The 25,221-nt window shown below is 60.8% G+C and carries 20 protein-coding genes and 1 tRNA gene; 7 read left to right on the top strand and 14 right to left on the bottom strand.

Annotation, left to right across the window (positions count from 1 at the left end; all coding sequences use genetic code 11):
• Positions 1-11 precede the first annotated feature (11 nt).
• The 6 genes from BLU63_RS25520 to BLU63_RS25495 form a co-directional block, all read right to left on the bottom strand.
• A complete protein-coding gene (locus BLU63_RS25520) occupies positions 12-686 on the bottom strand; it encodes a CsgG/HfaB family protein (RefSeq protein ID WP_162179691.1) in 675 nt (224 codons plus the stop codon).
• A gap of 214 nt (positions 687-900) precedes the next feature.
• Positions 901-3,999, bottom strand: coding sequence for an error-prone DNA polymerase (locus BLU63_RS25515; RefSeq protein ID WP_197678975.1), 3,099 nt, complete (start codon positions 3,997-3,999; stop codon positions 901-903).
• The gene (locus BLU63_RS25510) at positions 3,975-5,390 is read right to left on the bottom strand and encodes a Y-family DNA polymerase (protein WP_083376559.1); all 1,416 of its coding nucleotides are present in this window, start codon (positions 5,388-5,390) and stop codon (positions 3,975-3,977) included. Before BLU63_RS25510 ends, BLU63_RS25515 begins: the two co-directional genes overlap by 25 nt.
• Before the next feature lie 7 nt (positions 5,391-5,397).
• Positions 5,398-6,015, bottom strand: a complete 618-nt coding sequence (gene imuA / locus BLU63_RS25505; RefSeq protein WP_010461005.1) for a translesion DNA synthesis-associated protein ImuA — start codon at positions 6,013-6,015, stop codon at positions 5,398-5,400.
• Positions 6,015-6,632 (bottom strand): transcriptional repressor LexA, encoded by a 618-nt coding sequence (gene lexA, locus BLU63_RS25500; protein WP_042932007.1) that lies wholly within the window; start codon positions 6,630-6,632, stop codon positions 6,015-6,017. Before lexA ends, imuA begins: the two co-directional genes overlap by 1 nt.
• A 38-nt stretch (positions 6,633-6,670) precedes the next feature.
• Entirely contained in the window at positions 6,671-7,588 is a 918-nt protein-coding gene (locus BLU63_RS25495) for a LysR family transcriptional regulator (RefSeq protein WP_010461008.1), read from the bottom strand.
• A 103-nt stretch (positions 7,589-7,691) separates the two neighbouring features.
• On the opposite strand from BLU63_RS25495, the gene BLU63_RS25490 reads away from it, so the two are divergent.
• A complete protein-coding gene (locus BLU63_RS25490; RefSeq protein WP_083376558.1) occupies positions 7,692-9,434 on the top strand; it encodes an amidohydrolase in 1,743 nt (580 codons plus the stop codon).
• A 109-nt stretch (positions 9,435-9,543) separates the two neighbouring features.
• Complete coding sequence (locus BLU63_RS25485; RefSeq protein WP_083376557.1) at positions 9,544-10,281, top strand: TorF family putative porin; 738 nt, start codon at positions 9,544-9,546, stop codon at positions 10,279-10,281.
• A gap of 30 nt (positions 10,282-10,311) precedes the next feature.
• Here the strand turns inward: BLU63_RS25485 and BLU63_RS25480 are convergent, their stop codons facing one another.
• Both BLU63_RS25480 and BLU63_RS25475 read right to left on the bottom strand, forming a co-directional pair.
• A complete protein-coding gene (locus BLU63_RS25480) occupies positions 10,312-11,280 on the bottom strand; it encodes a Gfo/Idh/MocA family protein (protein ID WP_083376556.1) in 969 nt (322 codons plus the stop codon).
• Between the two features lie 15 nt (positions 11,281-11,295).
• Positions 11,296-12,183, bottom strand: a complete 888-nt coding sequence (locus BLU63_RS25475; protein WP_077749693.1) for a Dyp-type peroxidase — start codon at positions 12,181-12,183, stop codon at positions 11,296-11,298.
• Between the two features lie 400 nt (positions 12,184-12,583).
• Between BLU63_RS25475 and BLU63_RS25470 the strand changes: the two genes are divergently transcribed.
• Both BLU63_RS25470 and BLU63_RS25465 read left to right on the top strand, forming a co-directional pair.
• On the top strand, positions 12,584-14,209 hold the full coding sequence (locus tag BLU63_RS25470) for an NADP-dependent glyceraldehyde-3-phosphate dehydrogenase (protein WP_010461018.1): 1,626 nt from the start codon (positions 12,584-12,586) through the stop codon (positions 14,207-14,209).
• 68 nt (positions 14,210-14,277) lie between these two features.
• Positions 14,278-15,297 carry an FUSC family protein gene (locus BLU63_RS25465; RefSeq protein ID WP_174604242.1) on the top strand — a complete coding sequence of 340 codons (1,020 nt, stop codon included), beginning with the start codon at positions 14,278-14,280 and terminating at the stop codon, positions 15,295-15,297.
• Between the two features lie 8 nt (positions 15,298-15,305).
• Here the strand turns inward: BLU63_RS25465 and BLU63_RS25460 are convergent, their stop codons facing one another.
• Positions 15,306-16,199, bottom strand: coding sequence for a DMT family transporter (locus tag BLU63_RS25460; RefSeq protein ID WP_077749695.1), 894 nt, complete (start codon positions 16,197-16,199; stop codon positions 15,306-15,308).
• Positions 16,200-16,334: 135 nt separating this feature from the next.
• On the opposite strand from BLU63_RS25460, the gene BLU63_RS25455 reads away from it, so the two are divergent.
• A complete protein-coding gene (locus BLU63_RS25455) occupies positions 16,335-16,772 on the top strand; it encodes an Lrp/AsnC family transcriptional regulator (RefSeq protein ID WP_010461024.1) in 438 nt (145 codons plus the stop codon).
• A gap of 57 nt (positions 16,773-16,829) precedes the next feature.
• The gene (locus BLU63_RS25450) at positions 16,830-17,159 is read left to right on the top strand and encodes a YceK/YidQ family lipoprotein (protein WP_010461025.1); all 330 of its coding nucleotides are present in this window, start codon (positions 16,830-16,832) and stop codon (positions 17,157-17,159) included.
• Between the two features lie 59 nt (positions 17,160-17,218).
• Here BLU63_RS25450 and BLU63_RS25445 read toward each other — a convergent pair whose 3' ends face one another.
• Complete coding sequence (locus BLU63_RS25445; RefSeq protein ID WP_010461027.1) at positions 17,219-17,890, bottom strand: Bax inhibitor-1/YccA family protein; 672 nt, start codon at positions 17,888-17,890, stop codon at positions 17,219-17,221.
• A 123-nt stretch (positions 17,891-18,013) separates the two neighbouring features.
• Here BLU63_RS25445 and BLU63_RS25440 point away from each other — a divergent pair.
• Positions 18,014-18,101 (top strand) — tRNA-Ser (locus tag BLU63_RS25440).
• 273 nt (positions 18,102-18,374) lie between these two features.
• Here the strand turns inward: BLU63_RS25440 and BLU63_RS25435 are convergent.
• The 4 genes from BLU63_RS25435 to BLU63_RS25420 all read right to left on the bottom strand — a co-directional run bounded on the left by BLU63_RS25435 (position 18,375) and on the right by BLU63_RS25420 (position 25,188).
• Positions 18,375-20,501 (bottom strand): TonB-dependent siderophore receptor, encoded by a 2,127-nt coding sequence (locus tag BLU63_RS25435; RefSeq protein WP_083376554.1) that lies wholly within the window; start codon positions 20,499-20,501, stop codon positions 18,375-18,377.
• Between the two features lie 275 nt (positions 20,502-20,776).
• A complete protein-coding gene (locus BLU63_RS25430) occupies positions 20,777-22,846 on the bottom strand; it encodes a 3-hydroxyacyl-CoA dehydrogenase NAD-binding domain-containing protein (RefSeq protein ID WP_083376553.1) in 2,070 nt (689 codons plus the stop codon).
• Between the two features lie 14 nt (positions 22,847-22,860).
• The gene (locus BLU63_RS25425; RefSeq protein ID WP_186353651.1) at positions 22,861-24,108 is read right to left on the bottom strand and encodes an OprD family porin; all 1,248 of its coding nucleotides are present in this window, start codon (positions 24,106-24,108) and stop codon (positions 22,861-22,863) included.
• A gap of 84 nt (positions 24,109-24,192) precedes the next feature.
• Positions 24,193-25,188, bottom strand: a complete 996-nt coding sequence (locus BLU63_RS25420; RefSeq protein WP_083376551.1) for an ABC transporter substrate-binding protein — start codon at positions 25,186-25,188, stop codon at positions 24,193-24,195.
• Positions 25,189-25,221 lie beyond the last annotated feature (33 nt).

Raw genomic sequence — 25,221 nt, 5'->3', positions numbered from 1 at the left:
ATCAACCTTGATCAGTTACCCGGTTTCCATGCCCCGGCGTTCATCCCGTCTACCAGGCGATTGATCGCCTCGCGCATGGCCAGGTCGAGCACTTTGCCGTTGAGGGTCGAATCGTAGGCAGCGGTGCCGCCGAAGCCGATGACTTCACGGTTGGACAAGGCGTACTCGCCCGCGCCCTGAGTCGAATAAACCACTTCGGAGGTGCTGATATTGACGATGTTCAGGTTGACCTTGGCGTAGGCCACCTGGGTCTTGGCGCGACCGAGAATGCCGAACAGTTGGTGGTCGCCGGTTTCTTTGCGGCCGAACTCGGTGACATCACCGGTGACCACAAAGTCAGCACCCTTGAGGCGCTGGGACTGGCCCTTGATCGCGGCTTCCTGCTGGATCTCGCCCATGTTGTCGCGGTCCAGCACGCTGAAGCGGTTGGTTTGCTGCAAGTGAGTGATCAGGATGGTCTTGGCCTGACCGCCGAGGCGATCCACGCCGTCGGAGAAGATGCCGCGCATGTAGCTTGAACGGTTGTCGAACTTGCCGACCGCCATGGGCACACGAACACCGGCATACGCCACGCTGGCGCTTTCGACTTTTGCGACTGGCAAGGCGCGCGAGCTTTCCGTGGCGCAACCGGCCATGCTGCCCAAAAGGGCAATCGCTGCCGCCGATACCAACATCCGAGAGATCATTCTCACTGTGCATTCCTTCTGAAAAACGGTTTATCCCGGCACGGCAATAGCCAACCGCTGCGGGTTGCAGCGGCGAAAAAGCGAGGGGAAATCAAATCGATAATCGACGTGCGGGACGTCGGCGGCCGGCATTATGCCAAAGTGCCATCACTGATAACAGTATTTAATTTTTTATTGGCGCCAATGCATTGGCTGTCGCGATCAGTGGTTGGGATCAGTGGAAATCGCGGCTGCGCACGCTGATGCCATCCAGCAAGGGGCTCAGGTCGCTCAAGCGTCCGGCAATCAGGTGGCGCACCTCGCCTTCCTTTTCCCAGCGGCCATCGACCTTGAGCAACTGCGAGCCGACCAGCACTTTTCGCTGCCGATCAGCCAGGTCGCGCCAGACGATGACGTTGATGTTGCCGAATTCGTCTTCGAGGGTGACGAAGGTCACGCCACTGGCCGTGCCCGGCCGTTGCCGGCCGGTGACCAGCCCGGCGACGCTGACCGGTCGCCCGTGCTCGACCTCCATCAGCTCTTTCGAACTGCGGCAACGTCGGGCTTTCAACTCACCACGCAACAACGCCAATGGATGCGGACCCAAGGTGGTGCCGACACTGTTGTAGTCGGCCAGCAGGTCCTCGCCCACTGTGGGTTTGGGCAGATAGATCGCAGGTTCTTCCTGACTCGGCAGGCCGGCAAACAAACCGAGTTGCTTCTGCACCCCCGCCACTTCCCAGCGCGCCCGATGACGATCGCCGGCCAGGCCCCGCAACGCACCGGCATCGGCCAGTTGCTCCTGGGCACGGGCGTCGAGTCGCGCGCGCTCGCCCAGGTCGGCGATGTCGACAAATACACCCTTTGCCCTCGCCGCTTCGATGCGCCGGGCATCGTCCTCGCGAAAGCCCTTGATCATCCGCAGCCCCATGCGAATCGCCGGCTGCGCGCCGGTGATCGGTTCGAGGCTGCAATCCCAGTCACTGGCGCGCACGTCCACCGGGCGAATCTGCAGATGATGCCGGCGCGCGTCCTGCAGAATCTGGTCCGGGCTGTAGAAACCCATGGGCCAACTATTGATCAGCGCACAGGCGAAGGCCGCCGGTTCATGGCATTTCAACCAGCAACTGGCGTAGGTCAACAAGGCGAAACTGGCGGCGTGGGACTCTGGAAAACCATAACTGCCGAAGCCTTTGATCTGCTCGAAGATCTGCGCGGCGAACTCGGCCGTATAGCCGTTTTTCTTCATCCCGGCGGCCAGCCGATCCTTGTGCGGTTCCAGTCCGCCATGGCGTTTCCAGGCGGCCATGGAGCGACGCAACTGATCAGCCTCGCCGGGGCTGTAGTCGGCGGCGACAATCGCAATCTGCATCACCTGTTCCTGAAACAGCGGCACGCCCAAGGTGCGTTTGAGCACGACTTCCAGCGCCGGGGACGGGTAAACCTCGGGTTCCTCCTTGTTTCGCCTTCGCAGGTACGGATGCACCATCCCGCCCTGGATCGGCCCCGGACGGACGATTGCCACCTCGATCACCAGGTCATAGAAGGTCCGGGGCTTGAGCCTCGGCAGCATCGACATTTGTGCCCGGGATTCGATCTGGAACACGCCGATGGTGTCGGCACGGCCGATCATGTCGTAGGTTTGGACGTCTTCGGCGGGGATCGTCGCCAGGCTCAAGTCCAGATGGCGATGACGACGCAGCAGATCAAAACAGCGGCGGATCGCACTGAGCATGCCCAAGGCCAGAATATCCACCTTGAGCAGCCCCACCGCATCGAGATCGTCCTTGTCCCACTGAATGATGGTGCGCTCGGCCATGGCAGCGTTTTCCACCGGCACCAGGCTGTCCAGTGGCTGCTCGGAAATCACGAAACCGCCGGGGTGTTGGGACAGATGCCGGGGGAAACCGATCAGTTGCTGAGTCAAACTCAGCACCCGGCGCAGCACCGGGCTCTCGGGGTCGAAACCGCCTTCAAGCAGGCGCTCCACGGGCGGCGTTGCATCGCTCCAGTGGCCGCAGCAATCGGCCAGGGCGTTGATCTGATCCGGTGGCAAACCCAGGGCCTTGGCCACATCGCGCACCGCGCCGGCCGCGTGATAGGTGCTGACCACTGCCGTGAGCGCGGCGCGGGTCCGGCCATAACGCTGGAACACGTACTGCAAGACCTCCTCGCGGCGCTCGTGTTCGAAATCGACGTCGATGTCCGGTGGTTCATTGCGCTCTTTGGAGAGAAAGCGTTCGAACAACAGCGTGGTGCGGTCCGGGTCGATTTCCGTGATGCCCAAGGCAAAACACACCGCCGAGTTCGCGGCAGAACCCCGGCCCTGACAGAGGATTTTTTGTTCACGGGCAAACCGCACAATGTCGTGCACCGTGAGGAAGTAGCTTTCATAGCCCAGCTCGGCGATCAGCTCCAGCTCCTTGTCGATCTGCACCAGCACCTTGGCTTGCGGGCCGTCCGGCCAGCGCCACGCAATCCCCTCTTCGGTCAGATGCCGCAGCCAGGACGTGGCCGTCTGGCCTTGCGGCACCAGCTCGCGGGGATACTGGTAACGCAACTGGCCGAGGTCGAAGGTGCAACGCCGGGCAATGGTCAGCGTTTCATCGAGCAGTGCTTGCGGGTAGATCGATTGCAGGGCATCGAGGCTGCGTACATGCCGCTCGCCGTTCGGATGCAGCCGCAACCCGGCCTCGGCCACCGGCAGGTGATGACGGATCGCGGTCATGGTGTCCTGCAAGGCGCGCCGTCCACGGGTGTGCATGTGCACATCGCCGCTGGCCACCGCAGGAATCCGCAGTTCCCGCGCCAGGGTCAACAGCGCGTCCAGTCGCCGGGTGTCGTCCTGCCCGCGATGCAACTGCACCGCCAGCCACAGGCCATCGGTGAACGTCTGTTTGAGCCAATGACCGCTGGCAAAATCATCGACCGTGTCCGGCACCCACAGCGCCAGCAACCCCGGCATCGGTTCACTGAAGTCCTCACGCAGCACCTGATACTGGCCTTTCTCCGTGCGGCGCCGCGCCCGGGTGATCAACCGACACAGGGTCTGGTAACCCTCAAGGTTTTCCACCAGCAGCACCAGCTTCGGACCGTTCTCGATGCGCACTTCACTGCCGATAATCAGCGGCAGCTCCACGGATTTGGCCGCTTGCCAAGCGCGGACGATGCCGGCCAGGGTGCATTCATCGGTGATCGCCAGCGCTTGATAGCCGTGTTTTTTCGCCCGCTGAAACAATTCCAGGGCACTGGAAGCACCGCGCTGGAAACTGAAGTTCGACAGGCAGTGCAGCTCCGCATACTCGACGCTCATGCGAACCAGCCTTGCAGCCACAGCGGGCCACCCTCACCCACCGCACGGTAGGCCCAGCCCTGCTGGCCGGAACGGGTTTCGATCAGGTAGTAATCGCGGCGCACGTCGTCGCCGTCCCACCAGCCGGACTCGATGCGCTCCGGCCCCATGAGGATCCGTGTCGAGCCTTCGTGTACGGCCTGCGGTTCCGTCAGCAACCAGCCCGGACGCTGCACGCCCGCCAATCCCGCACACAGTTGTTTGTCGGCCCGCGCCTGCCACGCGCACTCTGGCCGGTGATCGGCCTGGAAACGCAAGCCATGCACCGCGTCATCCCCGAGCCGTGCACGCAAGCGTTCGCGCAGTTGCTCCCAGGGCAAGGTCTGCTGCGGACGGTCGTCGAACAGTTCCTGACGTTGCGGGACGAAGCTCGGCAGGTCTTCGGCGCGCAGCCGAAAACCGCGCACCGGGGCCTCGACCTGCACCTGTTCCAGCCGTCCCCGGGCCAGTTCGAAGAGCATCGCCGGATCGCGCTCGGCGCTGAGCAGGCCGACCTTGATCAGCGTGTCCGGCAAGCCGGCGTGTTCCAGGTGCAGGTCGAAACGCTGCACGCCACTGTCCCGGCCACAAAGGAAGGCCGACAGATCGCCGGTCAAGCGACGCAATGGAAACAACAACGCCTGATGGGATTGCACATCGAAGTTGAGCTCGATGCGCACATCAAACCGGTCCGGCGGCAGGTAGAACGCCAGCGCCAGCCGCCGCTCGCCGAACAGCGCATCCAGGTGCTTGAGCACTTGGGCCTCGAAACGTCGCGCCAGGCTGTTGCGCGGCAACGCCTGAACCTGGCTCAAGGTGCGCAACCCCATGCGCGACAACGCCGTGGCCACCGCCGGTTCCAGGGCGATCCGGTCAACCGGCAATTGCCCCAGGTGATAGCGCAAGGCTTGATCGTCCGGCACCACCAGGCCGTCATACATATTGGCCAACACCCGCGCAGCCACCGGGTTGGGCGCGGCGACGATCCGATGCCGAAAGCCCAGTTCGCCGAGCTCGGCACGCAACCGCGCCTCGAACTGCGGCCACGGCCCGAACAACCCCAGGCTGGATTCGATTTCAAACACCACGGCACGCGGGTAATGCACGCTAACCTGAGAGCTGAACCGATAGGCCCACGCCGCCAGGAACTGTTGCCAGTGCTCGATCTCGGCGACATCGTATTCGGCCGTGACAAAACTTTTGCTCAAGGCCTGGGCGGCGGTCATCGACTGCCCCGGGCGCAAACCCAGCGCCCGCGCCGGAGCGTTGACCGCTTGCAACACCCGGCGCTGTGCCGGGCCCGTCAGCAGCGCCAACGGTTCATCGGGATCGGGGCGCTGACGCAGTACCGCGTCCAGCGCCAATTGCGGGAAGAGAATGCACACCCAGCGCATGGCAACCTCAATGCCCCACGGGAAAGGCAATCGGCGCCGAACGCGCCAGTCCGCCCCGACACTTGAGCACACGCAACTGTGCAGGCCGGGCATCGATGGCGATGCGCAGCGCCGCAGGCGAAGGGTTGATGGCTTCGTTGATCGAGCGATAGGCGAACGCCAGGGTCGAGCCGGTTTCGGCCGCCACCTGCAAGCGTCGCAGCGCCCGGTCATCGGCCTTGTGCGGCCAGCACAGCACCGCGCCGCAACTGCCCGAACGCAGGCATTGTTCCGCTGCCCACAGCGCATCGCGCTCGCTGGCCTGGATGATCGACAACTGGCGCAGATCGACCCCGGCGTTCTGCCAGGCCTGGGGATACGGCACGTAAGGCGGCGCCACCAGCACAATGCGCTCGCCCGCCGCCGACAGCCGTGCCAGGGCCGGCCACACCAGTTGCAACTCGCCAACGCCCTGCCCGGCCAGGAGGATTTCGGTCAGCGCCGCCTCCGGCCAGCCGCCGGTGGGCAACGCCGCGTCCAACGCGGCATGCCCGGTCGGTTGCGGGCTGACAGATGGTGGCGCAGGCCGGCCCTTCCAGACCTGGCCGCCATTGAACAGCGTATCCAACGCAACGACGGCGCCCATCACCCTTGCCTCACCAGACCGCAGAACACGCCTTCGATGGCCAGGTCCTGATTGGCCTCGACGATGATCGGCTTATAGGCCGGGTTGCGTGGCAACAACCGGACAACATCGCCGACCCGCTCGAAACGCTTGATGGTGACTTCGCCGTCGAGCCGCGCCACGACGATCTGACCGTTGAGCGCTTCGGGATTGCGGTGTACGCCCACCAGGTCGCCGTCGAGAATACCGTCCTCGATCATCGAGTCGCCCTGGACCCGCAGCATGTAGTCCGGCACCCGCGAGAAGATCGACGGGTCGAGCAGCAAGCGGCTGTGCACTTCGGCATCGGCACCGATCGGCGCACCCGCCGCGACCCGCCCGAGTACCGGGATGTCCAGCAATTCGGGCCGCGCCGGTTGCCCGAGCAAACGAATGCCCCGGGCCTGATGCGGGTTGACCTCGATAAAACCGGCCTCGGTCAGCGCCAGCACATGCTTGCGCGCCACGCTGCGGGAGGCGAAACCAAATGCCTCGCTGATTTCAGCGAGGCTCGGGGATTGACCGTGCTCCGCGATTCGATCACGGATAAAGGTCAGGATGGCGGTACGGCGGGGAGTTAAAGTCGTCATGGAGTACATTTGTACTCTTTCGGCATTTTCCTGGCAAGGACCGCCAGTCAGCTCAAGCCACGTGACGCCAGAAACCCTGCGATGTAATCGATGAAGGCCAGCACTTTGGCGGTTGCCCGCCGATGACTGGGGTACACCGCCAGGATGTACGAGCCAAAACTGTCGGGATCGATGTCGTAATCGGCCATTACCCGCACCAGCCGCCCGTCGGCGATGTACGCCGCGGCACTCCACAACGGCGTGTGCAGCAAACCGCGTCCGGCCAGTGCGTTGGCCAGCAGCAGGTCGTAGTTGTCACTGCGCAATCGTGGTGATTGCGGTTGCGCCAGGCTCAATCGTTGCCCGTCGCGCTCGGCCCACCAGAACTCGCGGCTGAGCAACGGATGACGGTAGAGCAGCCATTCGTGGTCATCGAGGGTGTCCGGCGTGACCGGCAACCCCTTGCGCGCCAGATATTCAGGGCTGGCGCATAACGCCAGCCGATTGCTGCCGACGACGCGAGCAATCAACCCCGGCAAATCGTCATGCCCCTCGCGCAACGCCAGGTCGTAGCCGCTTTCCAACAGGTTGACGAACTCATCGCACAGGTCCACTTGCAGGTTGATCTGCGGGTATTGCTCCAGAAAACCGCCGCACACCTGATCGAGAAAAGCCTGCCCATACGCCAGCGGCGCGGTGATTTTCAGGTTGCCGCGCAGGCCATGCTGCAACTGCTCGATTTCCTCGCCGGCCTCCTCCAGCCGCTGCAACACCTGGCGCGCGGTTTCCAGATAAAGACGACCCGATTCGGTCAGCAAAATCCGTCGGGTGCTGCGTTCGAACAAGCGGGCGCCGAGCTCCGCTTCGAGGTGATTGACCGCTTTGGTCAGGGCCGACGGGGTCTTGCCCAGTTGCTCGGCGGCGCGGCTGAAACTGCCGAGTTGCGCCGTGACCACGAACATTTTCAATGCACCCAACTTGTCCATTCTTTTTCCATTCAGGCAAAAACGTTTTTCGTGAGCGAGGCGTTCTGCTGGCCGTGACAAGCCACTAATCTGGCCATCAGACGCAATAACAAGGAAACATTCAATGAAAAGATTCATCCCGAATCTATTGATGGCCGCCGTCAGTTTTGCCTCGATGGAAGCCATGGCAGCGGCCGACCTGGTGCTGTTCAATGGCAAGATTTTCACCGCCGACCGCGCGCAACCGAAGGTGCAGGCGTTGGCGGTGCAGGACGGCAAAGTGCTGCAAGTGGGCAGCGATGCGCAGATCAAGGCTCTGATCGCGTCGGGCACCAAAGTCGTCGACCTCGGCGGAAAAGCCCTGATGCCCGGCCTGATCGACAGTCATTCCCACGCCATATTCGGCGGTCTGGAAATGACCTCGGCCAATATGGAAGACGAGGTGGTCGACCTCGACGAACTGGAAAAACGCCTGAAAGCCTGGCGCAATGACGGCAAGGCCAGGCATGGCGATGTGCTGGGCGTGGCCGGCATGAGTTCGGCTTATTGGGCCCAGGCCGAAGCTTTTGGCCAGAAATTCAACGTTGGCGAGTGGGCCAAGGTGCCCGTGGTGTTCACCGGCAGCGATCACCACACCGCGTGGGCCAACAACGTGATGCTCGAACGCGCCGGGATTGATGCGGCGCTGCTCAAGTCATTGCCGGACGCCGAGAAAGACACGATCGGCAAACTCGCCGATGGCAGCCCCAACGGTTTTCTGGTGGACGCCGGCTGGGATCGCGTCGCCTCGAAGATGCCGGTGCCGAGCCCCGCCGACATGTTGAAAGCCGCGCAATCCGCCGTGCGCTACAACAACAGCCTGGGCATCACCGCGTGGATGGACCCCGCCGCCAACGCCGCACCCGGCGAACCCGTGTTCGCGCTCAAGCCCACGGAGAACACCGTCGGCGTGCTGCCGGTGTACAAAGCGCTGGCCGAAAGCGGCGGCATGAGCGCCCACGTCGCCGCACTGCTGGTGGCCAATCCGAAAAGCGTGCCGGCCGATCTCGACACCCTGGACAAGGTCCGCCAGCAATTCCAGGGCATCCCGAACCTGACCTTGCCCGGGGTCAAGATCTTCGCCGACGGCGTGATCGAATACCCGGCGCAGAGCGCGGCGATGATCGATCCGTACAGCAACTCGCACAAACAGGGTGAACTGCTGATCGATCCGAAGCACTTTGGCGAATTGGTCAGTGCCATCGATCAGCGCGGCTGGCTGGTGCACATCCATGCCATCGGCGACCGCGCAGTGCGTGAATCGCTGAACGGCATCGCCCAGGCGCGCAAGGACCGCCAGAGCGGCGTGACCCACTCGATCACCCACCTGCAAATGGTCAACCCGAAAGAGTTCGCGCGGTTCAAACCGCTCAACGTCATCGCCTCGATGCAACTGCTGTGGGCCAGCGCCGACGAGTACACCCTGGACATGATCAAGCCGTATGTCAGTGTGCTCGCTTTCCGTTACCAATACCCGGCGCACTCATTGCTCAAACAGGGCGCGACTATCGCCGGCGCCAGTGACTGGGCGGTGTCTTCTCCCAATCCATGGAACGCCATGGCCCAGGCCATCTCCCGGGAAGGCCCGCTGGGCGTGCTGAACGCCGATGAGCGCATCGATCGCGAAACGATGTTGTATGCCTACACCCTGAACGCTGCGCGCACCATCGGCCTGGAGAAGCAGATCGGTTCGTTGAGCCCCGGCAAGCAAGCCGACTTCATCGTGCTGGACCGCGACGTGTTCAGCGTCGACAACAAAGCCCTGCATGACACCCAGGTGCTGCAAACCTGGTTCGCCGGTCGCGAAGTCTACGCACCGACGCTCTAAGAAAAATCATCTGAAACCACTGCCCGCCCCCCGCGTTTGTCGCCGGGGTTCGGCGCAGCCTTGCCGTAAAAAATCTGCCCATAACAATCACAATAACGGGACGCACCCCATGAAAGCTTTCACCCTGTTCGCCCTCGGTTCCTTGAGCCTTCTTCCCTTGAGCAGTCAGGCGCTGCCCTTGAATGACGATTTCGCCCTACTGGTCGACCTGACCCTGGCCAGCGACTACCGCACCCGTGGCATTTCGCAAACCCAGAATGATCCTGCGGTGCAGGCCGGTTTGACCCTGGCCCACAGCAGCGGCCTGTACCTCGGCGCATGGAGTTCAAACGTCGATTTCGGCGGCGGTCTGAAGACCCGACAGGAAGTCGATTACTACGCCGGTTGGCTCTGGCAAGCGACCGATGCGGTCAGCCTGGACCTTGGCTATCTCAAATACGCTTACCCCAGGGAAAGTCAGTTTAACCAGGGTGAGACCTACGCAATCCTCAGCGCTTATGGCGTGAAGCTGGCGGCCTACTACTCCGCGGATGCGCCAGGCATCGACAGCAAGCAGAGCTCGCTGTACAGCTACGTGGGCTACGAAACCGAGTTGCCTTACGACACCGGTCTGAAACTGCGATACGGCAACATGGATTTCAAGGACCCGCACCTTTACTCGATGTCAGGCCAGGCCGAAGACTCGTACCGCGAATGGGAGGTCAAACTGTCCCACGAACTGGCCGGTGTGATGCTGGGTTTGAGTTACATCGATACTGACCTGTCGAAAAGCCAGTGCGTCAGTAATTGGGGTTATGGAGATGTCTGCACCGCGACCGTAGTAGCAAGCCTGAGCAAATCCTTCTGACCCCCACAGGATTGCATTGAAGCTTAAATTTCAGGTGCGCTTGAGGATCTGGTCCATCACCCAGTCGGTTTTCAGCGCGTGTTCGGCCATCCCCGGATGCTGCGCTTCGCCCCGGATATGCGCGTTCATGCCCAGCACGTGATGCCACTGGATGTGCTCGTGATGGTCGATGTGCAGGCTGAGATTTTCATCCGCCTCAAGTCGCACCGGGTGCTCATCGAACACCGAAAAACTGATCCGGCCCTGGCTGCCGATCAGTTCTACCTGATCTTCGCGGCGGTCGGCGACGAAATTCCAGCAGCCCATGCCCAGGGCACCCGAAGCAAACCGCCAACTGGCGCTGACGGCGTCTTCGGCGGCATACAAACCGGCCTGCCGCGCGGTAAAACCGGCGACTTCGACGATATCCCCGAGCAAATACTGAAACAGATCGAAGCCATGACTGGCCAGGTCGGCGAAGTAGCCGCCGCCGGCAATCAGCGGGTCGGTGCGCCAATTGTCGGCGCCACCCAGATCGTTCGGTGAAGGCGCCTTGGTCAGCGTCCAGGACAGATGCCGCACCTCACCGATCCGCCCCTCCTCCAGCCACTGCCGCACTTGCGCAAAGCGCGGCAGAGAACGTCGGTAATAGGAAACGAACAGGTGCAGTCCGGCGTCGGCAAAGACCTTTTGCATCTCGCGGCTTTGCCCGGCATTCAGCGACATCGGTTTTTCGACGCAGCAATGTTTGCCGGCTGCGGCGACCTGCAAGCTATAGGCGTGGTGACTGTCGGGTGGCGTGGCGATGTACACCGCGTCCACCTCAGGATCATTGATCAGCGCTTGCGCATCGGTGTAAACCCGGGCGATGCCGTGACGTGCGGCGTAGTCGGTCACCGCGTCCAGCCGCCGCCCCATCACCGCCACCAATGCCGAACCGGGGGCCTTGTAAAAGGCCGGCCCGCTCTTGCGTTCAGCGACACTGCCACAACCGATCATGCCCCAGCGCGCTACGTCCATGTTCTCTCCTTATCCTTAGCCGATGCGCAAGGCGCGCAGGTCCAGATGGCCGTCCTTGAGTGGCGGGCACCAGTAGTAGCCGCCGGTGATCGGGCGGCTGATGCGATACAAACCGTCGGTAATGCCGTCTTCCAGTCCGCTCATGCGCCGCAGTTGGGCTTCGAAGGCGTCGAGGGAAAAACCGAACGCCAGAAACATCAGGCCGGCGCGGTCCCCTTCGATCCACGGCATCGAGCGACGGACCACGAACGCCTCAGGGGCGAAGCTTTCCTGGGCGGTGCGTTTGACGTGGGCGGAAATCGGCGCGTCATCGAGTTCTTCGTTATCGCTCAAGCGACGGCCCATGATGTTGTCTTTTTCCTGGGACGGCATCGCGTGGAAGCCTTTCAGATCATGCTGCCACTGCTGGATCGCGGCGAAGCTGCCACCGACCAGTCCTTCCGCGCCCTCGCCCAACAACGCGGCGGCCACGGCGGCTTCGTCGTGCGGGTTCTCGGTGCCGTCTTCGTAGCCGGTCAGGTCGTGGCCGGTCATGTGGCGGAAGGTTTCGTTCATCTGCACCAGGCGCAGGGCCGGTGCCAGCGCGGCTTCGATGGCGTTGCTGCGATTGAGCAGTTCACCGCGGTCGACGCCGTGTAGCCAGCACCAGAGCGCGTGTTGGGTCGACGGGTTGTCGACGCCAACGCCGGTCAGCGCCGGAAACGGTCGCAGGCCATCGATCTGTGCATGCAGCGCCTTGACCAGGGATTCACCGAAGCCGACCACCGCCGATTTTCCGTCCACCAGTTGCATCAAGTTGTCGAGCGCGGCCGGCAATGCTTCGGCGGATTCGAGGGCGAAGAACATATGGCGGGCTTGAGGCGGAACGGGGGTGGCGAGAATGCCCGGCTGGTAGTAACTCATATGAACTCCTTGAAAAAGAGCACGGAGTTTAACCGGAGCACGAGGGTTTGTGTGGCTTTGGCATCCTTCCCCACACGGCGAAATCGCGCTGGGCTCTGATTGCGAAACGCGCTGGGGCTTATCGTTAACACCGCTGAGCAGCGCCGGCAAGACGCCGCCCATCAACACCAAACAAAGGCTAGGCTTTTCAGAGACTCGAATGGCCCGCATGGCCGTCCTCTCGTGAGGTCCCCCCTCTGGGGGCCAACCAGAGGGGCATCTGGGCCATGACCGACGGTGCCGGCCATTCCACGATCGAAAACCCTGAACCGCCGAACGATGAGATGAGTCATGACAAGCGAGGCCGAGGTCTGCTAAAACGATTCATCAGTTCATCACCCAATCCAGACGGGGTAGCGACATGACCACAGCACATATCCTTGGCAACCTGTTTCCCGACTCAAGCGACATCCCGGAAAAATACCGCCTCGACGGTCAGACCGAGCAGCGTGAATACCTGGTCGACGGCGAACTGAAAACCTGGTCCGGCCCCCTCGCCCAAGTCCGCAGCCCGGTGTACCTGACCGGCGAAAATGGCGATGAACAAGTGATCCTCGGCAGCACGCCGCTGCTCGATGCAGAAACCGCATTGACCGCGCTCGACGCCGCCGTCCGCGCCTATGACCGGGGCCAGGGTTTGTGGCCGACCATGCGCGTGGCCGAACGCATCCAGCACGTCGAAACGTTTCTGGGCCGCATGCGCGAACAGCGTGAGGCGGTGGTCAAGCTGCTGATGTGGGAGATCGGCAAGAACCTCAAGGACTCGGAGAAAGAGTTCGACCGCACCTGCGATTACATCGTCGACACCATCAATGCCCTCAAGGAACTCGACCGTCGCTCCAGCCGCTTCGAGCTGGAACAGGACACCCTGGGGCAGATTCGCCGCGTACCGATGGGCGTCGCCTTGTGCATGGGGCCTTACAACTACCCGCTGAACGAAACCTTCACCACGCTGATTCCGGCGCTGATCATGGGCAACACTGTGGTGTTCAAACCGGCCAAGCTGGGTGTGCTTTTGATTCGGCCGCTGCTGGAAGCCTTTCGCGACAGTTTCCCGGCCGGGGTGATCAATGTGATCTACGGCAGCGGCCGCGAGACCGTCAGCGCACTGATGGCCAGCGGCAAGATCGATATCTTTGCGTTTATCGGCACCAATAAAGCCGCCAGCGACCTGAAAAAACTCCACCCCAAACCTCACCGCTTGCGCGCGGCACTGGGCCTGGACGCGAAGAACCCGGGCATCGTGTTGCCGGAGGTTGATCTGGACAACGCCGTCAACGAAGCGGTGACCGGCTCACTGTCGTTCAACGGTCAGCGTTGCACCGCCCTGAAAATCCTTTTCGTCCATGAAGACGTGGTCGAGTCGTTCATCGAGAAATTCAACGCCAAACTGGCCACTCTGAAACCGGGTATGCCATGGGAAAGTGGTGTTGCGCTGACGCCGCTGCCGGAAGCGAGTAAGGTCGATTACCTGCACTCGCTGGTCGCGGATGCAGTCAGCAAAGGCGCCACCGTAGTCAATCCAAATGGCGGTGAAGCGCGCGCGTCGTTCTTCTACCCGGCGGTGCTGTTCCCGGTGACGCCGCAGATGCGCGTCTACCAGGAAGAACAATTCGGCCCGGTGGTGCCGATCGTGCCTTACCGGCATCTCGATACGGTGATCGACTACGTCCTGGAATCGGACTTCGGCCAACAGTTGAGTATCTTCGGCACCAACCCGGTGGCGGTCGGTCGGCTGGTGGACACCTTTGCCAACCAGGTCGGCCGGATCAACCTCAACGCCCAGTGCCAGCGCGGCCCGGACACCTACCCGTTCAACGGCCGCAAGAACTCCGCCGAAGGCACATTGTCGGTGCATGATGCGCTGCGGGTATTTTCGATCAGGACGCTGGTCGCGACCAAGTTCCAGGAAACCAACAAGGAACTCATCAGCGAGATCATCAGCGGACGCAGTTCGAGCTTCCTGACCACCGATTACATCTTCTGAGGACACCGAGCCTGAACACGTTCAGAGCCCATCGACTGCCACCGCTGCTGCGCCGGTTACTGCGTCCGTTGCTGGACCCGTATCGGCGCTATCGCTACGCCAAGCTGATCCATGCGGTCCGCGTGTCGCTCGGCTTGTTGGCATCGATCATGCTGACCACCGGCATCAACCTGCCCCACGGTGAGTGGGCGTCGGTAACGATGCTGGTGGTGATCGGCGGTTTGCAGCACCACGGCAACATCGGCAAAAAAGCCGCCGAGCGTGCCATCGGTACGTTGATCGGCGCCGCTATCGGCCTGCTGCTGGTGGCGCAACAGGCCTGGCTCGGGATGCCTTGGCTGACCTATTTTGTGATGTCGGCGGTGTGCGGGTTTTTCTCGTATCACGCCATCGGCAAGGGCGGTTACACCGCGCTGCTGGCGGGGATCACGGTGTTTATTGTCGCCGGGCATGGCGACAACCTAATCTCCGACGGACTGTGGCGCGCAGTGGACATTCTGATTGGCGTGGCCCTGGCACTGGCCTTTTCTTTCGCCCTGCCGTCGTATGCGGTTTTTTCCTGGCGCTACAACCTGGCCAGCTCGCTGCGCGATTGTGCGACGATTTATGGACGCATTATTGATGGTCAGTCCGTCTCGGATGACGAACACCTGAAGCTGATGAATCGCCTGAACGCGTCGATGGTGCAATTGCGTTCGCTGATGCCGTCGGTGTCCAAGGAAGTGAAGATTTCCATGACCGAACTCGATGCGATTCAGCGTCATTTGCGAATGTGCGTCAGCACCTTGGAAATCCTTGGTAACACCCGGCCGGACTCCAAGGATCGCGACGCCATGGCGCATCTGCAATCGAGTTTCAAAGCCGAACACCGGCAGATTCGCGTGCAGCTGATCGGCATGGCCCGGGCGCTGAAAACCGGCGCATCGCAGCGACTCAGTCGCCCCATCGATTTGCCGGTTGATTCAAGTCTTGAAGCACCGGTCTACAACCCGCTGGACGGCTATCAATTATTGATGCGCGAGTTCGCTTCGAACATCGGCGAGATGCGCCAACGACTGGCGAAGACCGCGCCGCGCTGGAACATCTGACGCCCGTTTTATTGTGTGACCGCCCGACGAGACTTCAACCCCCAGCCCTGCTGCATGCCTGCGGCAGCCAGCAGAATCGCGGCAACACCAACCCACTGCAGCGGTTCGAGGCGATGACCGAAGGCAAACCAGTCAACGAAAATCGCCGCAATCGGGTAAATGAAAGACAACGCCCCGGTCAATGCCGTCGGCAGTTTTTGAATCGCGCCGTACAGCAGCACATACATCACGCCGGTGTGGACGATGCCCAGCGTTACCAGGCTGGCCCAGGCGCTGGGTGCTTGCGGCAACGCTGAAAAGTGCGCAAATGGCGCGAGCAGCAGCACCCCGGTGCTGACCTGGATCAGGGCAATCAAATGCGGTGGCGTGCCGGTCAGGTGTTTGATAATCAGGGCTGCAATCGCATACAGAAACGCCGCCCCCAAGGCCAGACCGATGCCCATCAGGTAATCGTTGCCACCTGCGCCCTGCTCGCCATGAGCGCTGACAATGGCCAGCATCCCGAGAAACGAAATGCCCAGCCAGAACAGTTTTTGCAGGGTGATCTTCTCGCCCAGAAACAACGCCGCCAACCCGACCAGCATGAACGGCTGAACGTTATAAACCGCCGTGCCGATGGCAATTGAGGCACGGGAATAAGAGGCGAACAACAACACCCAGTTGCCGACAATCGCGACCCCGCTGAGCACTGCCAGCAGGAAGGTGGTGCGGGTCAGAATGCCCGGACGCAGGAAGCCGAATGCCGCGCAGATCAACAACAGCGTGCCGGCGCCGAACACGCACCGCCAGAACACCACGTCCAGCACGGGCTGCCCGGACACCAGCACGAACCAACCGATGGTCCCGGAAATCAGCATGGCGGCGGTCATTTCGAATGAACCGCGACGTATGTTTTTGTCCATCATCAGACTCCTGTGATTGAGGCCAAATTATGCCAATCCGTCCAAGGGCATCTCCAGCGCAAAAAGCAGGCTAAACTCGGTTTTTGCCTTTTTTATCAAGGCGTATTCAGCCAAAGGCCTAACAGGGGACTTGCCATGACCGACGACATCGACCAAGTGCTCATCACCGCATTAATGGACGACTCACGCCGCTCGCTCAAGGCGCTGGCGCAGATCAGCGGCCTGTCCTCGCCCAGCGTTGCCGAGCGTTTGCGGCGACTCGAAGAGCGTGGTGTGCTTAAAGGTTACACCGTCGAAATCGACCCCAAGTGCTTTGGCTATCAACTCCAGGCCATCGTGCGGATCCGCCCGTTGCCGGGCCAGTTGCAGGAAGTCGAACGGCAGATTCAGGCCATCCCGGAATTCACCGAGTGCGACAAAGTCACCGGCGATGACTGCTTCATCGCGCGCCTGCATGTGCGCTCGATGGAGCAACTGGACACCCTGCTCGATCGCCTCAACACCCACGCGGAGACCAACACCGCCATCGTCAAGAAGACCCCGGTCAAACGCCGCTTGCCACCGATGGCGTGAGTGCGGTTTTGATTGGAAACGCGTAAATTGACCGCTTTCCGGCTAAGGATTGGCGGTATGAAAATTCAGGTGGTTTTACTCGCGACGTTGTTGCTCGCCGGCTGCGGCACGGTTCAAACAGTTGTGCGCGGGGATGAAGTGGCTTCGAAGAGTCTCAAGGAGTACAAAAGTTACTGCGGTGCCGTTCCCCGTATCTACAGCGGCGTGACTTACGATTTCTGCATGCTCTATGCTCCCCTGCAAAAAGGACGGGATGCACAGGTGCATGACAGTGCTCCGGCCATTGTCCTTATCGACGCAGTCATTTCCGGCGCCCTCGATACGTTGCTCCTGCCCTATACCATCTACCGCCAGCAGGCCGATGGCAGCATTATCATCACGGAATGAGCCCGAATTCCGGGCGATAAAAAACCCGCCTGAGCGGGTTTTTTACTTAGAGCCTGCGATTAATCATCGCGGCTCATGATGCCGAACAGCTGCAACAAGCTGACGAACAGGTTGTAGATCGATACATACAGGCTGATGGTCGCCATGATGTAGTTACGCTCGCCGCCGTGAATGATGGCGCTGGTCTGGAACAGAATGCAGACCGAGGAGAACAGCACGAAACCTGCGCTGATCGCCAGTTGCAGACCGCTGATCTGGAAGAAGAAGCTCGCCAGCGTCGCACCCAGCAGTACAAAGAAGCCTGCGGTGATGAAACCACCAAGGAAACTCATGTCCTTGCGGGTGATCAGCACGTAAGCCGACAGACCACCGAACACCAGCGCGGTCATCGCGAATGCCGAACTGACAACTTCAGCGCCGCCCTGCATGCCCAGGTAGCGGTTGAGGATCGGGCCAAGCAGAAAACCCATGAAACCGGTCAGGGCAAATGCCGACACCAGGCCCCAGGCCGAGTCACGGAGTTTGTTGGTGAGGAAGAAAAGCCCGTAAAAGCCGATCAGCACCACGAAAATATTCGGGTAGCCGACACGCATCTGCTGAGCAACGAACGCCATCACGCCGCTGAATGCGAGGGTGAGAGCGAGCAAGCCGTATGTGTTGCGCAGGACGCGGCTAACCTCTAGCTGCTCAACCTGCACGCTGTTATTAACTGCGTAATCCTGTTCGCGCATGGCGACACTCCTGTTGGTTTGAAACGTTCAGTCGCAAAGATCATAACAGACGCTCTGTAACAAGCCATGCAGAGAGTTTGACAGTGTGTTTCATTCAGGTATTATGGCGCCCGCAACGCAAACGGAGGTGTGGCCGAGTGGTTTAAGGCAACGGTCTTGAAAACCGTCGACTGTAACAGGTCCATGAGTTCGAATCCCATCGCCTCCGCCATATTTATACGACAAAGCCCTGATTTATCAGGGCTTTGTCGTTTCTGGGGTTTGGGAATTTTGCTCCTTCCTCTCTGGACCATATCCGCATCTTTTCGTCAGTTTCCGCAACCTTGCCCAAGCACCATTGAATCCAGCTCCAAATTTGCGCACGGCCTAAAACGCCTTAACCTGCAGTTGTCGTCTATGCGGGCGGAACGAAATCTACCGCTGGTGCACATCGCCTCACCTCCCGCGTTACCGCGGAAGACTCGGCGTGCACCAGCACTGCACGCTACAAGGTGTAGGAAATGCCAACTTGTACTGTTCGCGGCGCGCCCGGATAGGCATAGACGTTACCGAATGCGCCTTCTTCATAGTCACGATCAAACAGGTTTTTCACGTCAAGATTGAGCCGCACCTTGTCATTGATCTTGTAGAAGCTGAGCAAATCGACAACGGTGTAGCTGCCCATCGAAAACGCGGTGTTGGCGGTTTGCCCGGCGCGCTCGTCGACGTACTTGAGCCCGGTACCCAAGCCCAACCCCTTGAGGGTGCCATCCTGGAACTCATACATATTCAACAGGCTGAAGCTGTTTTTCGGGATGTTCAGCAGGCGCGTGCCAGAGCGCAGCACGTTGTCTTTGGTCACTTCGGCATCGACATAGGCGTAGCCGCCAATCACGCGCCATTCGGGCGTTAGGTTGCCGGCAACATTGACGTCGAAGCCACGGCTGCGCACCTCACCGGCCGCAACGCTGAAGGTCGAATCAACAGGGTCGGTGGTCAACACGTTACGTTTTTCGATCTGGTAGACTGCCGCGTCAACACTCAACTGCTGATCCAGCGCTTCCCACTTGATACCCATTTCGTAAGACTTGCCCTTCTCCGGCGCAAACCCGCCGCCCTCGCGGCTTGCGCCGGTGTTGGGTTTAAAGGAGCGCGCAGTGTCGGCATAGACCGCCAATGTCTCGGTCAGGTCGTAGGTCACGCCGATGCGCGGGGTCACCGCGTTGTCACTGGCCTGCCAACTCTTGCCGCCCGGCACGAAGGTTTCGTAGTCATGTTCGAAGCGTTCGAAACGCGCCCCGGCCAGCACCTTCAATTTGTCGGTCAATGCCACCTGATCCTGCACGAACGCTGCATACGTCTTGAGGTTTTCCTTGTCGTGAGTCGGCGTGCGGGTGAGTGCCGGACGCGGCTGGCCGTACACCGGATCGAAGATGTCGATCGGGTACGCGCCGACCGCACCGCTGGAGCGTTGAATGATCGACTTGTAATCGTAATCTTCGTACTCGATACCGGTGAGCAACGTGTGCTGCAAACCAGCGGTATCGAAATGGCCGGTCAGATTGAGTTGGGTATCCTTATCGGTCCACTCCAGCTTGCGATAGTTGAAGTTGCGCCCCAAGGTGCGGCCGTCATCGGCAATACCGTTGGCCTCGACCGCGTTGCCCTTGAGCGATCCGTCGAGCCACTGGAAACCGCCGCCCAGCGTCCAGTCGTCGTTGAGCATGTGTTCGAAACGCAGTTGCGCCATATTGTTGTCGTTATGCAATTTGCCAACGTCTTTTTCGCCGAAAAAGCTGTCGCGGGAGGCGGTGCCAATCTGTTTGGCGTAACGCGTAACGCCTCGATCCAGAGGCGCGTTGTTGCGCATGAAGTCGCCTTCGAAAATGAGCTTGGTCGCATCGGTTGCCTGCCACGTCAGCACCGGAGTGATACCGTAGCGTTCGGTTTCGACGTGATCGCGGAAGGTGTCGCCGCCCTCGCCCACTACGTTCAGTCGATAGGCCAGGCGCCCTTCTTCGTCGAGCGGGCCGGAAGCGTCCAGCGTGCCGCGTTTCATGCCCTGATCGTTGAGTTGACTGCCCAGGGTGACGGTGCGCTCGGGCAACGGCTGTTTGGAAACCACGTTGAAGGTGCCGCCAGGATCACCCCGACCGTAGAGCATGGTGGCCGGGCCGCGCAGCACTTCGAGTCGCTCAATCGTGTTGGCATCCGGCATGTTCGGGTAGCCGCGGTTGATCGGAAAACCGTTGCGATAAAACTCGCCAGTGGTGAAGCCTCGAACGGTAAACGTGGTCAGGCCCTGCCCACCAAAATTGTTCGCCCGCCCCACGCCCCCGGCGTAGTCCAGCGCTTCCTGCAAACGGGTGGCGCCCAGATCCTCGACTGCATCCTTCGAGACCACACTGATCGATTGCGGGGTTTCATGGATCGACGTGTCGGTACGCGTGGCGCTGGCCGAGCGCGTCGCCCGATAACCCTGCACCGGGCCGTCCGCCCTTTCGTAATTCGCGGTACCGATAACATCGGTTGCGTCCAGCTCAAGCGTTGAGGGAGCTACATCCGTTTGTTCAGCCCACGAGGAAGACGACAACGCTTGCAGTACACAAATGGAAAACAGGGTTCGACGCATGGAGAGGAAAACCTTAACGAATAGGCCAATACAGAGGGTGCAACCGCCAAAAACCAAGCGAGCATGCTATATAAAACCATTCGCAATTAACACTAATTCCCATTCACGCACGAAAAAATAGTTACCGAACAACTCATCACGTCATTCGGACAATTGCCGTTTGTGGCTTGGGTTTGCCGAGAGGTGCGCCGACACTGATGCGGCCCTCGACGCGATCAAGGACGCCTGACTCAACATGGCCCCGGCGGGCTCGGTCAGCGGCCGGGGCTTTCTCGTCAATAAGCGTGGAAGGTCTTGCGTTGAGTCATGAACGCCGAGAGCGCCCTGCCCGACTCGGGGTTGTAGCGCTTAAGCGCCTTCGCCACATAACCGAGCCCTGTCTGGTCGGCATAGTAGGTCAACCCGCCCTTGTAACGCGGGAAGCCGTAGCCATGAACCCATACCAGATCGATATCAGCAGGGTGCTCCACAATATCGTTGTCGAGCAACCAGGCAGCCTCGTTGATCATCGCAAACAGGCAGCGTTCTTCGATTTCCTGATCAGAGATGCTACGGGGCGCAATATTCCATTGCTGGCGATGCTGCTCCAACAATTGCGCCAGCCATGAATCCGGCACAGCCTGGCGGCTGCCCGGCGCATAGCAATAAAACCCAAGCCCGGTTTTTTGCCCATGCCGTCCTGCCGCATACAATTTATCGACCCAATCGCAGCGTTGCTCACGCTCGCTCAGCTCCAACAGACGCCCCTGGCGGTTGCGCCAGGCGACATCCACACCGGCCATATCACGCAGTTCAAAGGGGCCAATGGGGAAGCCAAACCCACGCATCACCCGGTCGACAGCCTCGATTGATGCGCCCTCTTCCAGCAGGAACATGGCTTCGCGCTCCCTCGCGGCCAACAGCCGATTACCCACGAAGCCGTCGCACACCCCCACGGTGACCGCCACCTTGCCCAGACGCTGCGCCAAGGTCAGCACCGCAGCCAGGACCGACCTGTCGGTCTGGGTGGTGCGCACCACTTCCAGGAGCTTCATCACCGGCGCGGGACTGAAGAAGTGCATGCCCAACACCTGTTGCGGGCGACGTGTGCAATCGGCGATGGCCTCGACGTCCAGGTACGAGGTGTTGGTCGCCAGAATCGCCTCCGGCTTGCACAGGGTATCCAGCTGGCGAAACACCGCGCGCTTGACCTCAATGTCTTCGAACACCGCTTCGATAACCAGATCGGCGTCCGCCACAGCGTCCATTGAAGTCGATGGCAGGATCAACGCCCGGCGTTCCTGACAAGCGTGTTCATCCATGCGCCCCTTAAGCAACGCGTCCCGGTAATAATCGTCGATGTTCTTTACGCCGCGTTGCAGCGCGGCCTCCTGTACATCGATCAGTCTCACGGCGAAACCTGCGTTAGCCACGCAGATGGCAATCCCGGCGCCCATGGTGCCCGAACCGATCACCGCGACCTTCTGAATCGCGTGCGCCTGGCCATTGACGGCGAGCTTGCGTGTACGGCCGGCCAGGGCCCGCTCGGCGAAAAACAGATGCCGCAAAGCCTTGGCCTGGGCGGATTGCCGCCGTCCGATAAACAGCGAACGCTCCAACGCCATGCCGTCGTCAAACGATTCGGTCAGGGCTGCGTTGATCGCTTCAAGGGCGGCCTGGGGGGCTTGTTGCCCAGCCAGTCTTTTCATCACCCCTGCCACCTTCGCATTGAATTCAGTAGCGTCGTGGGCAGGTATCAATCGATCCCGCGTGCGCCGCCAGAATGGCTCGGTGAGGAGGAAGCGCATGGCGTGCTCGATCGCCGCACTTTGCAGGTCGGTGGTCACGCAGTGGTCCACCAGCCCGACGGCCTGCGCCTGCGCCGCCGTCAGCCGCTGCCCGGCAATTACCACGTCAACGGCAACCAGCGCGCCGCACAGGCGAACCAGGCGCTGCGTGCCGCCCGCGCCAGGTATCAGGCCCAGACTGACCTCAGGAAGGCCCAGCACGGTGTGTTCATCGGCGATGCGCAAATGACACGCCAGCGCCAGCTCCAGGCCACCACCGAGCACCGAGCCATGCAGAGCGGCGATCACCGGTTTCTGGCTGTTTTCGATAGCGTTCAGAACGTCCGGCAGGTGCGGTTCCATCAACGGCTGGTCGAACTCCTTGAGGTCGGCGCCGGCCACAAACGTCTTGCCCTGGCAGGTGATGACAATGGCCTGCGCAGCGGGGTCGGCCTGCGCCTGCGCCAGACAGGCTGACAGTTGTTGCCGCACGCCCTGGGACAAGGCATTCACGGGCGGGTTGTTGATGGTGATGACACCGATGCCGTCATCTGTTTTCAGACTTACCAAGGAATCCATGAGGGTTACCCGAGTCACAGGAAGGAAATGGGATAGCTGAGGATCACCCGCGTGTCGTTGGCATTGCGGGAGAAGTCCGAGCGGTAAGCGGCGTTGCGCAAGCGTATGTCCAGGGCCTTGAGCGGTCCGCTCTGCACCCGATACTGCAATTCGATATCCAGCTCGCGCTCGCGGCCTGAATCGGTGGCCAGCACTTCTGCATCCGTGCCCTTGATATAGCGAGTCATGAAGGTCAGCCCCGGCAGGCCCCATGTCGCGAGGTCACGGGCATAACGGAGTTGCCAGGAACGCTCGCCCTTCTCGGCGAAGTCGCCCACCTGCACGAAGTTGACCAGATACGGGTCGGTGCCCTCGACGTAGGGAAAGGCCGAATCTCCACTCATGGCCTGATAACCCAGGCTGAACGCGTTGCCACGCCATTCGTAGGTGGTCATTGCGCTGAACGCGCGGTTGTCCACCTGCCCGGCGCGTGCCTGTCCCTGATCGTCGCTGATGAACAGCCGCAAGTCCGACTTGAACTTGCCCCCGCCGACCTCGTGGGCGCTGGTGAGCCCCAGGAAATGCTGCTGGTAGACATCTTCCAGGCGACCGACCTGGTAGGTCAGCTGCACGGTCTTCCAACGATAGGCGGCGCCCGCCAGCTCAAAGTTGCCGCCATCGAGCGGGCCCCTGAATCGTCGATTCTTGTTATTGATGGCCAGCCCTTGCGCACCAGTGACATCGCGGTCAGTGACTTGATCAAGGTGCCCGCCAATCAGTTCCAGGCCGCCCCACTCGCGGGATTCGAGCATGCCGCCGCGGAAGGTCTGCGGGAGCAAACGCCCGAAGTTCGATTGCAAGGTAGGCAGCTTGGGCATCAAGGTACCCACCTTCAACTCGGTTTTGGACACGCGCATTTTTGCCGTCAAGCCGGCCTTGGAATATTCATCGGGCGCCCTGCCGTCATCGTGAACCGGCAGCAAGCCGGTACCGGTGCGGTCCGGGCTGGAGTCGAGTTTCAGGCCGACCATGGCGATAGCGTCCAGGCCGAAGCCGACAACTCCGGGGGTGTAGCCCGACTGTGCACGAAGAATGAAACCCTGGGCCCATTCATCGCGTTTTGATTGGCCGCTGCCGTCGCGAAAATCGCGGTTCATGTAGAAGTTGCGCATCTCCAGGTCGACTTTGGCATCCGCCAGGAAATCCGTGGCCTGAGCGTTGGCAAGCCATGGCCCGACGGCGACGATGACGCCCCAGGATGCAGCTGTTTTCTTATTATTCATGAGCAATTCCAGGCCGTACTCGGCCACACCGAACTCAGTCGAGATCGGTGGACCGGTACCTGCTTCAGTGTTGAGAGGGGGGGATCAGCGCATGGAGGTCATGTAGTCGCTGGCCTTGCCGGGAATCGATTGGCCCTGGATCTTGCCGAGAAACACGATGGCCCGAGCCACATCTTCTTCGCTCAAGTAGGGCGTTTGCGGGAACGAGTGCTTGTTGGATTTCCAAGCCGCCGCATAGACGTTATCCGGCGTACCTTCAAAACGGGCGCGCACCAGCTTCATCGCTTGCTCAGGGTTTTCGTTGATCAGTTTTGTCGCTTGTGCCAGGCCGTCGAGGAATTGCTTCACGGTTTGCGGGTTTTCATCAGCCCACTGTTTGCGTGCGCTCAAGGCGATCGAAGGATAGCCATCGAGTTCCTTGACCTGCCCGTCGGCCATGTCCAACAGTGTGAAACCTTTGTGCTCGATAATCGCGCTGTCCGAAGTTGGCGAGGACAAGGCAAAGCCATCGATACGTCCTTGGGAGAACGCGGTCAGAATGGCACTGGCGCTGTTGAGGTAGAGCAAGGTGAAGTCTTTCTCTGCCGAAAGACCACCTTTTTCACCGAGGAAGCGCACCAGGAAGTCGGCACTGCCACCCGAACCGCTGACGGCAATCTTCAAGCCCTTCATCGCCTTCAAGCGCTCTTCCATAGGGGTTTGCGCGGTCAGACCGAGCTGGTCGGCTTTCTTCTGGCTGATGACCACATTGCTCGCATACTGCCCGACCAGTCGCCCCAGCAAGGTCAGGTCGGCGCCCTTCAATTTCGCATTGATCGAGTTCTGGATCGCGCACGAACAGAACTCGACGGTTCGACTGGCCAGGCCCGAGGTCGCGGCGCCGCCGCCCTTGAACTTGATCAGTTCGACATTCATCCCCTGTTTCTTGAAATAGCCGCCATCCACCGCCACGAACAGTGGCATGTGCACGAAGCCGTCGGTGCCCAGGGCAACCTTGATGTCCTGCGCATAGGCGCCAGCGCTTGCGGCCACCAGCGAAGCGACCAGACCCAACTTTGCAATCAGCGTTTTAATAGACATGCGTACACCTGTATTTTCTTGTGCGTTATGAAC

It is taken from the genome of Pseudomonas mandelii, assembly GCF_900106065.1.
In the GTDB taxonomy this organism is placed as follows: domain Bacteria; phylum Pseudomonadota; class Gammaproteobacteria; order Pseudomonadales; family Pseudomonadaceae; genus Aquipseudomonas; species Aquipseudomonas mandelii.
This window is presented reverse-complemented; position numbering and strand designations above follow the sequence as displayed.